The sequence below is a fragment of the Polynucleobacter yangtzensis genome (assembly GCF_027924165.1).
GTDB lineage: Bacteria > Pseudomonadota > Gammaproteobacteria > Burkholderiales > Burkholderiaceae > Polynucleobacter > Polynucleobacter yangtzensis.
Genome location: NZ_AP026973.1, coordinates 1,723,387 through 1,736,173 on the forward strand (window position 1 = coordinate 1,723,387; position 12,787 = coordinate 1,736,173).

A 12,787-nucleotide genomic window follows, 5' to 3' on the forward strand; every position below is an offset into this window, starting at 1 on the left:
TTCTCAAGGATCTCATTATCCCCGAGTTAACCTTGCTCAGTAAGCCTGGTTAAGGCTTCGCGATACTTTTGCGCAGTCTTTTCAATGACATCAGCCGGCAATTGCGGTGCAGGGGCTGTTTTAGGCCACAACTTGCCGTCCACCATCGCAGTTTCTAGCCAATCTCGGACAAACTGCTTGTCGTACGAAGGTGGGTTGGAGCCTACATAGTAGGTCTCAGCCGGCCAGAATCTGGAAGAATCAGCAGTCAGAATCTCATCCATTAACACTAATTGATCGTTAGCATCTAAACCAAACTCAAACTTGGTATCAGCAATGATGATGCCGCGAGTAGCTGCGTACTCAGAAGCTTCTTTATACAAACGAATACTTACTTCGCGAATTTGATTGGCTAATTTTTCACCAATAAGCTCAACCACTTTCTCAAATGAAATATTTTCATCATGCTCGCCGACTTCAGCTTTAGCTGCTGGAGTAAAAATAGGCTCAGGTAATTTTTGAGCATTTTCTAAACCAGCTGGCAATGCAATTCCGCACACCTTGCCGGTTTCTTGGTAATCTTTCCAACCACTACCAGCCAAATAACCGCGCACCACTGCTTCAACCAAAATGGGTTTCAAGCGTTTAGCTACAACTGCACGACCTTTAACTTGGCTTACTTCATCTGCAGCTACAACAGTAGCTGGGTCAATGCCAGTTAAATGATTAGGAATAACGGATGCCAACTTATCAAACCAAAAATTTGCCATTTGATTCAGAACCACACCCTTCTCAGGTATAGGCTCGCCCATCACCACATCAAAAGCGGAGAGGCGATCGGTCGTAATCATTAATAACTTGTCATCGTCTAGCGCGTAGACATCACGTACCTTGCCTTTAGAAAGCAATGGCAATGACTTAATAGAAGTTGCGTACAAAGCGGCCATATTTAAATCACTTCACAATTTGAGTTAATTTGCCGCTCTTATATAGCTCAGCCATCTTCTCTAAAGAGATCGGCTTAATTTTTGATGCTTGCCCAGTAGAACCAAAGGCTTGGAAGCGTGCAATACAGACTTTCTTAGCGGCTTCACGGGCTGGCTTCAAATAATCACGCGGATCAAACTTAGATGGGTTCTCAATAAAGTAACGGCGGATTGCACCAGTCATTGCCAAACGAATATCCGTATCAATGTTGATCTTACGAACACCATTCTTAATGCCCTCTTGAATCTCTTCAACAGGAACGCCGTAGGTTTCTTTCATGTCACCACCAAACTCACGAATCTCAGCAAGCAACTCTTGCGGAACACTAGAAGAGCCGTGCATCACCAAATGAGTATTCGGAATACGCGCATGAATTTCTTTAATACGATCGATTGCCAAAATATCGCCTGTAGGCTTCTTGCTGAACTTGTATGCGCCATGGCTGGTGCCAATCGCAATTGCCAAAGCATCGCACTGAGTTGCCTTCACAAAATCTGCTGCTTGTTCAACGTCAGTCAACAACTGTTCACGAGTCATTTTGCCGTCAGCGCCATGGCCATCTTCTTTGTCGCCCTGCATTGTCTCGAGTGAGCCCAATACACCCAACTCTGCCTCGACAGTAACTCCAATGGAGTGTGAGAACTTCACCACCTCTTTGGAGACGTCTACGTTGTATTCATAGCTAGCAACTGTTTTGCCATCAGCCTCTAATGAGCCATCCATCATCACGCTCGTAAAGCCACTCTTAATGGCTGCCATACAAACTGCCGGGCTTTGGCCGTGGTCTTGGTGCATTACTACAGGAATATGTGGATAGGCCTCAACTGCTGCAGAAATCAAGTGGCGCAAGAACGCTTCACCTGCGTATTTACGTGCGCCTGCAGATGCTTGCATGATGACTGGAGAATCAGCCTCATGTGCCGCTTCCATAATCGCTGTCACTTGCTCTAAGTTGTTGACGTTAAATGCTGGTAGGCCATAACCATTTTCAGCAGCGTGATCCAAGAGTTGTCTTAAAGATACTAAAGCCATGATGTTCTCTTAATAAATAGTAATTAGGTTTAAAAATAAATCGTTTAGTTAAAGATGCGAATTACTTCACATGAATAATTTTGAGGGTATTGGTTCCACCAGGCTCGCCCATTGGCTCACCAGAGGTCAGCACAACGGTATCGCCCTTTTTGACCGCGCCCACCTTTTTCAGACATGCCTCTACTTCTTGCAATGCAGTGTCACGATCTTTGGTGTAGTCCAAACCAATTGGGGTGACATTGCGATATGTACTTAATGCACGCTGTGTAGCAATCTTGGAGGTCAACGCAAAAATAGGTACATGAATATTGTGACGACTCATCCAGATCGCTGTTGACCCTGAATCAGTCAAAGCTGCAATGGCGTTCGCATTTAAATGATGGGCTGTGAAAAGGGCTCCAAGAGCAATCGTTTGATCAATGCGAGTGAAGGTTTGATCTAAAAAGTCAGTATCGAGTTTCACACGATCTGACTTCTCTGCTTCTACACAAATTTCTGCCATTGCTTTAATGGTCTGCACTGGATACATGCCTGCAGCTGATTCGGCAGATAACATTACCGCATCAGTACCATCCAACACTGCATTCGCAACGTCGCTTACCTCTGCGCGCGTTGGAACTGGAGCATTAATCATGGACTCCATCATCTGCGTAGCGGTAATCGTAAATTTATCCGCCTCACGCGCCCAAGCAATCATGCGTTTTTGCAGGGCAGGCACAGCAGCATTACCGACTTCAATAGCCAAGTCACCGCGCGCAACCATAATTCCGTCGCTCTCAGCAATAATGCTTTTGAGTGCATCTGGCTCAATGGCTTCTGCACGCTCCACCTTTGCAATTGTTCTGACATTACCAACACCATACTTGGCGCTAGCAGCATCTGCCAGCTTACGGGCATAGGCCATATCAGCACCATCTTTTGGAAAACTAATCGCCAAGAAATCTACGCCCATCGCGATAGCTGCATCTAAGTCAGCGATATCTTTTTCAGTCAGAGCAGGAGCAGTTAGACCGCCTCCAGCACGATTGATACCCTTGTTATTAGAGAGCGGTCCACCTTGTTCAACAACGGTGAAAATCTCTCCGCCTTGAACACTCTCAACGGTAAGAACAACTAAGCCATCGTTCAACAAAAGGCGATCGCCTGGCTTTACATCACCCGGTAATTCTTTGTAGTCAAGACCAACTTTAGTTTGATCACCAAGCTCACAAGCTACATCGAGGGTAAATTTGTCACCCTCTTTTAGCAAAATTTTATTTTCTGCAAACTTGCCAACACGGATTTTTGGGCCTTGTAAGTCAGCCATGATGCCGACTTCTTTGCCAGCTTCCGCAGAGATGGTTCGCACTAAATCATGGCGCGCTTTATGGTCTGCCACAGTACCGTGAGAGAAATTCATCCGCACCACATCGACGCCGGCACGAATCATGTCACGCAACACTTCAGGCTTTTCTGAGGCAGGCCCAAGGGTTGCAATGATCTTTGTTGCTCTCAACATATTTAGTCTTTCGCTCTTTCAGCAAGTACTGCAAAGGCTGGCAAGGTTTTGCCTTCAAGGAACTCCAAGAAGGCACCACCGCCAGTAGAGATGTAATCCACTTGATTCTCAATACCGTACTTCGCGATAGCTGCCAAAGTATCGCCACCGCCAGCAATAGAGAAAGCTGGTGAATGTGCGATAGCTGCTGCCAACATTTTGGTGCCACCACCAAACTGATCAATTTCAAAAACGCCTAATGGGCCATTCCAAACAATCGTGCCAGCATGAGCAAGCATGATTGATAAACGCGCTGCAGTCTTTGGGCCAATATCCAAAATCATGTCATCTTCTGCAACTTGATCTGCAGGCACGCGGTTTGCACGGGCCAATGGAGAAAGTTCATTTGCGACAACAACGTCTTCCGGAATAGGCACATGGGCGCCACGCTTTTCCATGATCTCCATGATTTCTCTGGCCTCATCAACCAAATCAGGTTCAGCAAGAGATTTACCAATAGGTAAGCCTTTGGCCAACATGAAGGTATTAGCGATACCGCCACCAACAATCAACTCATCAACTTTTTCTGACAAAGCCTTAAGGATAGTAAGCTTAGAGGAAACCTTGGAGCCTGCTACGATCGCCACTAAAGGACGTTTCGGACTTGCTAATGCACGACTCAAGGCATCTAACTCAGCAGCCATCAAAGGACCAGCGCAAGCTATAGGAGCAAACTTCGCCACGCCATGCGTAGTTGCTTCTGCGCGATGAGCAGTTCCAAATGCATCGTTTACATAAACATCACACAACGCAGCAATCTTTTTTGCCAATTCGTCGTTATTCTTTTTTTCACCAACATTCAGACGACAGTTCTCTAGCAATACCAGCTCACCTGGATTTACCTCGAAGCCGCCATTCACCCAATCGCTGATCAAAGGAACTTTGCGATTCAGCAGACTCGCAATTCGGTCAGCGACAGGAGCCAAACTATCTTCCGGTTTAAATTCACCTTCGGTTGGGCGACCTAAATGAGAAGTCACCATGACCGCTGCCCCAGCATCCAAACACATCTGTACAGCAGGCATTGATGCCCGAATTCGAGTGTCTTCAGTAATATTTCCAGCCTCATCCTGGGGGACATTCAGATCGGCACGGATAAGAACCCGCTTACCCTTTAATTGACCTGATTGGGCTAATTCGCTTAAACGCTTAACTTTAAATAAGGATTCCGGCATGAGTTTGGGTAAATTTGTGGTTTATGGGGAATGCTCCATTCTAAAGGCTCCGACCCATTTACCCTAAGGATCCAAGCCGACAGACTGCCCTGCCTGCTCTACAATAAGGACTTAAATGCATTCTGGGCTGAAAGACCAATATCTACCGGCCTGATGCCTTACTAAAACCGCTTTTATAGATACTTAATAGACACAAAAGGTAAAGAAAATGTCGATGTCCGACCGCGATGGCTTTATTTGGACTGATGGGAAGCTAATTCCTTGGCGCGAGGCCAATGTTCACGTGTTAACACACAGCCTACACTACGGAATGGGCGTATTTGAGGGCATTAGAGCCTACAAAACCCCCCAGGGAACAGCCATTTTCCGCCTTCCAGAGCACGTAAAACGCCTGTTTAACGGAACTAAGATCTTCCAAATGAACATGCCTTATAGCCCCGAAGAGGTCACCAAGGGCATTATCGATACGGTAAATAGCAACAAGCTAGAAGCCTGCTATATCCGCCCGATCATCTTTATTGGCTCCCAAAAGCTGGGAATCTCCCCAAAAGGGAACAGCATTCATACCTCAATCGCCGCCTGGGAATGGGGTGCATATTTGGGTGAAGATGGCCTAAACAAGGGTATTCGCGTCAAAACCTCCTCTTTTACCCGCCACTTTGTTAATTCCTCCCTAGTGCGCGCTAAGGCCTCTGGCTACTACATCAACTCCATTTTGGCTAACCAAGAAGTGACTGCCAATGGATATGACGAAGCTTTATTGCTCGATACCGAAGGTTATGTTTCTGAAGGCTCTGGCGAAAACCTCTTTATGGTTCGCAATGGCATCGTATACACACCAGACTTAGCCTCTTGTTTGGATGGCATCACACGTGATTCCATTATTCAGATCGCTAAAGACCTCGGCTACGAAGTTCGTGAAAAACGCATCACTCGCGACGAAGTTTATTCTGCTGACGAAGCATTCTTTACTGGCACTGCTGCTGAAGTAACTCCAATTCGTGAACTAGACGATCGCACTATTGGTGATGGCAAACGTGGTCCGATCACTGAAAAAATTCAGAAGACGTATTTCGATGCGGTTTACGGCAGAGACGATAAATACAAATCTTGGCTCACCTACGTAAAGTAACTTCAGTAATTAGGAACAGCATATGACTCAAGCTCAAGTTGTGATGGTGGATGGCAAAGACTTGCCGTTACATTGCCCTACCAATAAAACACCAGCATGGAACTCACATCCACGCGTTTTCTTAGACATTACTAAAACCGGTGAAGCGAAGTGTCCTTATTGCGGCGCAGAGTACAAGCTCATTCCCGGCACTGAGCCACACGGTCACTAAGCCTTATCAGCGCCTCTCAGTGAGGCGCTGAGTCGGGATACATTCATGCACAGTATTCTGATCATCGCCCCAAATTGGATTGGGGATGCAGTAATGACACAGCCCTTGCTGGCGTCTCTCAAAGCACAATATCCAGAATCAAAAATTGATGTACTTGCCAGCACTTGGGTTGCTCCAATCTATCGCGCCTGCTCAGAAGTACATGAAGTCATCGAAGCAAAGTTTGAGCACAAACAATTGCAATGGGGCTTGCGTAAAGAATTAGCCGGTAAGCTCGCACTAAAAAAATATCAGGCGTGTTTTGTATTGCCTAATAGCCTGAAGTCAGCGCTGATTCCATGGCTTGCTAGCATTCCTTTTCGAATTGGCTATCGCGGTGAGTTGCGCTTTGGTTTAATTAACGTAGCGCTAGATAATCCGAGTAAAGTAAATCGGCCGCCGATGGTTGAGCACTATCTTGCATTGGGTCAGCTTTTAAATGGTGAGCATGCTTCACCAACCAACGTAAATATCACGCCAAAGTTAAATGTATCTAATCCAGCTCATCACTCGGTACAGGCTAAATTAAAAACTGCCCACATTGATGGGTCACATATTTACGTGATGTGCCCTGGCGCTGAGTACGGCCCAACTAAACGTTGGCCAACTGGTCATTTTGCGGAGTTGGCGCAAAGCATTGCTACCAATAACCCAAATAATCAAATCATCCTTTTGGGCAGCAAAGGCGATCACTCTCTCGCCCTAGAAATCCAATCCAAAACCAAAGGGGATGGTCATATTCATAACTGGTGTGGCGATACCTCTCTTGATGAAGCCATTGCCCTAATTAGCATGAGTAAAGCAGTCATCAGCAATGATTCCGGCTTAATGCATATTGCGGCAGCCCTCAAAACACCACAAGTTGCCATTTTTGGGTCAAGCGATCCCGCTCATACGCCACCACTGTCCGATAAAGCCAAAGTCATTTGGCTAAACCTTCCTTGCAGCCCATGCCATAAAAGAGAGTGTCCCCTAGGACACCTCAAGTGCTTAAATGACATATTGCCAGCACAGGTATTGGCTACACTAAATACCTTGCCGTCTTAACTCAGGAAAAGTAAGCTATGCCTAAACTTGCCAGACTCTTTCAAAATGCAGATGATGTTGTCGAGGCATGGCGTGATGCACTGAGCCATCGTGACGTACAAAGCGCTTTAGATATTTGGCTTGATGATGATTCCATTACTTGCGTTCTCCCTGAGGGACATCGCCTAACTGGACATGCAGAAATTCGCGAGGGCTTGGAACGACTGCTTGCAAAGCAACCACTATTTCTAGAACCTATCGCATGCATTAGTCACTCAGTACTTGGCGCTGCTGTATATGACACGACTGAAGCTGTTCATTTACGAGCAGATCAAGTTGAAGCAGAATTTTTCCTCAACATCACACTGGTGCTTCTACAAGATAGTCAGGGATGGCGTATTGCGCACTTACACGCAAGTCACTCCACTGAAGACACCTACGACGCACCCACTACACCACACGGCTTGCACTAAATACCATGGATGATCAAGTACTCCGGTCACTGATGAAGTGGCCAAATGTGCCTGATTGCTTTGGTTGGCTTGCTCTAGATCGTCGTGGCCAATGGCGGATGCGCGATGAATTTGCGCAACAAAATCGTCTTCCAGGACAAGTTATTCAACACGTTGCTCTCAATGACTTTATTGCTCGCAACTACGCATGTGATGAATTCGGAAGATATTTTTTTCAAAATGGTCCGCAGTGTGTCTTTATTACGCTAGATGCCACCCCCTGGATTGCACGCATCATCCCCAACGATCAAGGCGAACAATTTCTTACTCAATGTCATAACGTCATTGATCCAGATTCAGCCCTAAGCGATGAAAACGGTAATATTTATATTGTTGGAAAAGTAGATCAAACAATCTGCGATAGCAGCAAGATTAATAATGAAAGCCGGCAATTTCTTAAAAGAGAAACTCAAACAATTGCCCTTTTGCATGATCACGATCTAGATCATTTTTCTGAGCTAGCCAAACTCCGCGAAGAAGCCTGTAGCTTTGGGGGATCCTGGTCTTGGCAAGGAAAGCAGCTTCCACTAGACCCCATACATTCCCAAGAGTTAGCTACGCGCTTTCGTTACCAAGCTACGCCGCAACCTTAACCGGGAGCTTGCTTACCCTGCTCTTTGAGCTCATCTTGATATTGCCTTTGCATTTCACGCAAACGAGCATCAATACTGGAGCCCTGGTAAAAATCGGCCCCACCAGCTGAGCGAGCAATGCGAAGTTGTTCAATTGCTGAAGGCCAAGCCCCCTCAAGGGCATATTTTTCACCAAGCGCGTAATGACGCATGGGGACATTACCAGCCTGATCATAAGACTTGGACAATAAATTCCACCACACAATTTCATTGGGCTGAGATCTTGTTCGCGCCTTTAACCAAGTGATCGCATCATTGGTACGGCCGAGTTTTAGTTCAGCATTAATCATTGCCGCACCGGCTGCATAAGATTGTGGATATGCACGCAAAGTAGCTTGAGCAATTTGCAGGGCCTCTTCACTCTTGCCTTTGGCCAAAGCTAATTCAGAAGCGGTGATATCCAAAGACAGGCTCTGCCTTTGGATCGGCGAGCCTGGCGCACTGGCCTTCTGGGCTAAATTGCGCGCTTGCTGCAAATTGGTTTCGGCTTGATCAATTTTTCCTTGACGCTGAGCAATGAGAGCTAAGCCATAGAAACCTTCTAACTGTTTTCCAATTTGAGGTTGCTTACTCAAGCTATCAAAAGTATTTTTTAAGTCGTATAGCCCACTCGAACTACCAGCTTGTTCCATACGTGCTCGCGCCTTGATGAAATAAAACTCAACGGAACTAGGCACGTTGCGCGTTGCCACAGTCCGCGCCCGATCTTGCATATCGGCAATACGATCTGTTGTTAAGGGGTGGGTGCGTACGTAGGCAGGCACACCTTTATCCATAATACCGGTGGCCTTTTGTAAGCGCTGGAAAAAGCCTGGTGCACCATTTACATCGTAACCACTAGCCTCCAAAATCTGGAAGCCAATACGATCAGCCTCACGCTCTGCATCTCTCGAATAAGAGAGTTGATTGTTAATAGCAGCCGCTTGACCACCCTGCATAAGGCCCGCTGCAGCTTGCGGATTACGAGACATTGCTAAGGCACCAAGCACCATACCGGCAATCGCAATCATCGTATTAGTGGTTTGCTTATCCAGTTGACGAGCTAGATGCCGCTGCAATACGTGGCCCGTTTCGTGCCCCATAACTGAAGCTACCTCAGAATCAGATTCTGCGCTCACAATCAAGCCCGTATGAAAACCAATAAATCCTCCGGGCAATGCAAACGCATTAATACTGCTATCTTTTACAGCAAACACTTCGAAGTTATACGCTCCGCTACCCTGCTCGTTTGCGCCACCAAGCTGCAATTTTTTTGCAGCCTGTAGCAAGCGGCGTTCCATCTGATTCAGAAAATCATAAAGAGGCAAGTCATTTGAGTAATCAGGGTCAGGACGAATCTGGCGCATAATCATTTCGCCATATTTACGCTCATCCACTCGACTTAATGCGTCGCCTCCTGGATCACCCATGTCCGGCAAAACAATGGTTGGTTGACTGCGCAAAGCGCTTCGTGTTGGAGCATTAGCCGGACGCGCATCGGGTGACTGCATGGCCCTGCCAATATTCTGAATAGCAGCAGAATTACCTTCTACGGAGACGTCCCCTGTAGGAGTTGCAGAATAAGCAGGAAAGCCGGAGAAAGTCAGCCCCAACATGAGCCAAATGGCCAAAGTACGGCGCAAAAATATGGTTTTTGGATCTGACTTTATGTCTTGCATCCCTATATGGTAAAACTTATCCCATGAACAAACTAACTCATTTTGATGCCAGCGGGCAAGCCCACATGGTAAACGTTGGCGATAAGCCTAACACCCATCGTATCGCCATCGCTACCGGCAAGATCACCATGCTTCCCGAAACCTTCAAAATGGTCGAAGCTGGCAACCATAAAAAGGGCGATGTTCTAGGTATCGCCAGAATTGCAGGTATTCAGGCATCCAAGAGAACGTCAGACCTGATTCCTCTTTGCCACCCATTAGCCCTAACCCACGTTAGCCTAGAGTTTCGAACCAATCCCCAAGACAGCAGCATTGCCTGCCAAGTAAGAGCCGAAACTACCGGGCCAACTGGCGTAGAGATGGAAGCCCTCACCGCAGTCCAAGTAGCCCTACTCACAATCTATGACATGTGTAAAGCAGTAGACCGAGGCATGGTGATGGGTGATGTGAAACTACTTGAGAAGAGTGGCGGCAAGAGTGGGGAGTGGAAATCTAACAACCCCGCCTAATAATTACTTTGATTTTAAAAATTCAATGTAATTGGTAGCAACCTCTTTAGGGGTCTCAAGCATCAATAGGTGGCCGGCTTCATTAATAACTAAGTATCGATTTTTCGGATACTTTTGTCGCAACCTCTGAATGTCGACAACATCAAAAATCCTATCTTGTTTGCCCCACAGAATAAGAGTAGGGATAGGCGATGGTGGATTTTTTTCAATCTCGTATAAATACAGATTAACGATATCCCATACCTGCTGATAGTGGCGGTTAGACTTTTGATAATCAGCGATTAGACTCTGTTGAAGAGATTCTGGCACTACAGGCGGCTTATAAAATAAAAGTTGATTCTCTAGATTGAGTTGATCCACAGAAATAGGGATGAAGGGATTAATACCCTGATAAAGGACGCTCTTTACCTGTGTACTCCAGCCGCTAATGCCTAATGGCGAACCAATGAAGGCAAGCGACCTTACCTGCATCGGATAGGCTCGCGCATACATACTTGCGATTGCGCCACCCATAGAACTTCCGACAAGATCTAATTTCTGAATATTTAATGCATTTGTAAATTCATGAAGCAGCCTAACTTGATTTTCTAATTTGTAATCAACGATAGGAAAGGGAGCGCTTTTTCCATATCCAGGCAAGTCAGGCGCAAATACTAAATAACCAGCAGCAGATAAATAACAAGCAAGCTCTGACCATTGCTCCTTTTGTGCAAAAAGCCCATGCAATAAAAGAATGGGGGTACCCTTACCCACTTTAAGGTACTCAACAGTGCCGCCACCAATGGGAATAGTTTTCACTTCGACATTGCATGTTCCAGACACAGTCTGAGCGCCGACGCCGCCGATGAATAAAAATATGGTGAAAAATAAGTAGAAAAATTTCAGAAATATGCGATTCATATCTCTACTATACAAATAAGCCGCCCTAAGGCGGCTATTTAACTTATTTATTTGTAATTCTGCATTCAGAGGGCAACAACTGAGGAATTAAATTAGTCTCTGTTGATCTACATGACCATCCACCAGCCCAAGTTGAGCCTTCTGGCTTTGAGAGATCCAATGGCTTAGGAGAATTGGCATCAGGCTCATTTGTAGGGACTAAATGCAGGGTGTTTTTACCCTCTGGCGCAACACTCACTTGGTAGTCGATTGCGATTGCTCCTGACGGAGTAATTTCAATCAGCTTAACACTGCGAGTTGGTGTAAATGTGAAGGCACCATGGGTTGCTTCATCCATTAGTACGGTGCCGCGACTGGCAAAAGCTTCCGTTACTGCCAGCTTGGCACTTGAGGATAAATTCATACCTTCCACAACACGACTTCGAGCAATATAGTCTTGGTATTGGGGTACCGCTACTGCAACCAAGATGCCAATGATGGCCACAACTACCATCACTTCAATTAAGGTAAATCCTGCATCTTCATGAGTATCTGAATTTTGCTTTCCTTGAATGACTTTGTTTTGATTCTGCATCTCTTTAGCTCCCCATTGAAATACCTCATGATCCAGTCTATGCTGTACGCTCACAAGGAAGTTACCAATAAAAAAGCCGGCTTTGAAGGCCGGCTTTTCTGATTCAACTGTAAGGAAATCAATGCGCTTTAGCAGCGTTCTTTTTTTTCAGATAAGTTCCCACCAAAATCACAATAGCAACACCAATTACCTCAAAAGCAAGCTTGGCATCACCTAAAGCAGCCTGAATGCTGTCTTTGATAGCAGGATCATCGACCAACATTCCACCAGCCAACAGACCCAAAAGTCCGGCGCCCAAAGTGATGATGATTGGGAAACGCTCCATCACCTTCAGCAACATAGCGCTACCAAAAATGATTAATGGAATAGACATTCCCAATCCAATGATCAACAAGAGGAGGCGGGTCTCTTCTGGACCTTTTTGTGCCGCAGCTGCAACTGCCAATACGTTATCCAAGCTCATTACTAAGTCGGCGATCAAGATCGTACGAATAGCAGCCCAGATACTGGTCTTGGCTTCCATATGCTCTTCGCCACCGCTATCAGATAAAAGCTGAATACCGATGTAAAGCAATAATAAACCGCCAACAATTTTTAAGTACGGCAAAGTAAGCAACGCTACTGCTGTAATGGTGAGCACGACACGCAAAATAATTGCAGCAGCACTACCCCAGAAAATTGCTTTCTTTTGTTGTGCTGGTGGCAAATTACGTGATGCTAAAGCGATCACAACTGCGTTATCGCCAGATAGCAAAATATTTGCAACGATGATTGATAAAAGCGCCGCCCAAAAGGTAGCGTCAGAAAATGCTGAAAAATCCATGGTGTCTCCTACGTTTCTCTTATGTTTTATTGTATTTTTAACTACTGGGTACTACAGAAAA

Annotated in this window: 14 protein-coding genes; 6 read left to right on the forward strand and 8 right to left on the reverse strand. The window is 45.9% G+C overall.

What is annotated here, in order from left to right:
- Nucleotides 1–26: 26 nt before the first annotated feature.
- The 4 genes from QMF28_RS08605 to QMF28_RS08620 form a co-directional block, all read right to left on the reverse strand.
- Nucleotides 27–926, reverse strand: coding sequence for a phosphoribosylaminoimidazolesuccinocarboxamide synthase (locus tag QMF28_RS08605; protein WP_281742340.1), 900 nt, complete (start codon nucleotides 924–926; stop codon nucleotides 27–29).
- Nucleotides 927–933: 7 nt separating this feature from the next.
- Nucleotides 934–1,998 (reverse strand): class II fructose-bisphosphate aldolase, encoded by a 1,065-nt coding sequence (gene fba, locus QMF28_RS08610; protein ID WP_281742342.1) that lies wholly within the window; start codon nucleotides 1,996–1,998, stop codon nucleotides 934–936.
- 61 nt (nucleotides 1,999–2,059) lie between these two features.
- Nucleotides 2,060–3,496 (reverse strand): pyruvate kinase, encoded by a 1,437-nt coding sequence (pyk, locus tag QMF28_RS08615; protein WP_281742344.1) that lies wholly within the window; start codon nucleotides 3,494–3,496, stop codon nucleotides 2,060–2,062.
- Between the two features lie 2 nt (nucleotides 3,497–3,498).
- The gene (locus QMF28_RS08620) at nucleotides 3,499–4,710 is read right to left on the reverse strand and encodes a phosphoglycerate kinase (RefSeq protein WP_068319438.1); all 1,212 of its coding nucleotides are present in this window, start codon (nucleotides 4,708–4,710) and stop codon (nucleotides 3,499–3,501) included.
- Nucleotides 4,711–4,918: 208 nt separating this feature from the next.
- Here QMF28_RS08620 and QMF28_RS08625 point away from each other — a divergent pair, with 208 nt between their 5' ends.
- From QMF28_RS08625 to QMF28_RS08645, 5 genes are read left to right on the forward strand one after another with little or no spacing between them, the layout of a single operon-like run.
- Nucleotides 4,919–5,842 carry a branched-chain amino acid transaminase gene (locus QMF28_RS08625; RefSeq protein ID WP_068319439.1) on the forward strand — a complete coding sequence of 308 codons (924 nt, stop codon included), beginning with the start codon at nucleotides 4,919–4,921 and terminating at the stop codon, nucleotides 5,840–5,842.
- Nucleotides 5,843–5,864: 22 nt separating this feature from the next.
- Entirely contained in the window at nucleotides 5,865–6,053 is a 189-nt protein-coding gene (locus QMF28_RS08630; RefSeq protein WP_215360214.1) for a zinc-finger domain-containing protein, read from the forward strand.
- Between the two features lie 45 nt (nucleotides 6,054–6,098).
- On the forward strand, nucleotides 6,099–7,139 hold the full coding sequence (gene waaF, locus QMF28_RS08635; RefSeq protein WP_068319443.1) for a lipopolysaccharide heptosyltransferase II: 1,041 nt from the start codon (nucleotides 6,099–6,101) through the stop codon (nucleotides 7,137–7,139).
- A gap of 17 nt (nucleotides 7,140–7,156) precedes the next feature.
- Nucleotides 7,157–7,591, forward strand: a complete 435-nt coding sequence (locus QMF28_RS08640; protein WP_281742348.1) for a nuclear transport factor 2 family protein — start codon at nucleotides 7,157–7,159, stop codon at nucleotides 7,589–7,591.
- Between the two features lie 32 nt (nucleotides 7,592–7,623).
- Nucleotides 7,624–8,223 carry a DUF2946 family protein gene (locus QMF28_RS08645; protein ID WP_425594893.1) on the forward strand — a complete coding sequence of 200 codons (600 nt, stop codon included), beginning with the start codon at nucleotides 7,624–7,626 and terminating at the stop codon, nucleotides 8,221–8,223.
- Here QMF28_RS08645 and QMF28_RS08650 read toward each other — a convergent pair.
- A complete protein-coding gene (locus tag QMF28_RS08650; RefSeq protein ID WP_068319449.1) occupies nucleotides 8,220–9,920 on the reverse strand; it encodes a M48 family metalloprotease in 1,701 nt (566 codons plus the stop codon). The genes QMF28_RS08645 and QMF28_RS08650 overlap by 4 nt on opposite strands.
- Before the next feature lie 23 nt (nucleotides 9,921–9,943).
- Between QMF28_RS08650 and moaC the strand changes: the two genes are divergently transcribed.
- Nucleotides 9,944–10,429 carry a cyclic pyranopterin monophosphate synthase MoaC gene (gene moaC, locus QMF28_RS08655; protein ID WP_068319451.1) on the forward strand — a complete coding sequence of 162 codons (486 nt, stop codon included), beginning with the start codon at nucleotides 9,944–9,946 and terminating at the stop codon, nucleotides 10,427–10,429.
- Between the two features lie 3 nt (nucleotides 10,430–10,432).
- On the opposite strand, the gene QMF28_RS08660 is transcribed toward moaC, so the two are convergent.
- The 3 genes from QMF28_RS08660 to QMF28_RS08670 all read right to left on the reverse strand — a co-directional run bounded on the left by QMF28_RS08660 (nucleotide 10,433) and on the right by QMF28_RS08670 (nucleotide 12,726).
- On the reverse strand, nucleotides 10,433–11,329 hold the full coding sequence (locus QMF28_RS08660) for an alpha/beta fold hydrolase (RefSeq protein WP_281742350.1): 897 nt from the start codon (nucleotides 11,327–11,329) through the stop codon (nucleotides 10,433–10,435).
- Nucleotides 11,330–11,372: 43 nt separating this feature from the next.
- The gene (locus QMF28_RS08665; protein ID WP_281742351.1) at nucleotides 11,373–11,957 is read right to left on the reverse strand and encodes a pilin; all 585 of its coding nucleotides are present in this window, start codon (nucleotides 11,955–11,957) and stop codon (nucleotides 11,373–11,375) included.
- Between the two features lie 64 nt (nucleotides 11,958–12,021).
- Nucleotides 12,022–12,726 carry a TerC family protein gene (locus QMF28_RS08670; RefSeq protein WP_068319457.1) on the reverse strand — a complete coding sequence of 235 codons (705 nt, stop codon included), beginning with the start codon at nucleotides 12,724–12,726 and terminating at the stop codon, nucleotides 12,022–12,024.
- Between the last annotated feature and the right edge of the window lie 61 nt (nucleotides 12,727–12,787).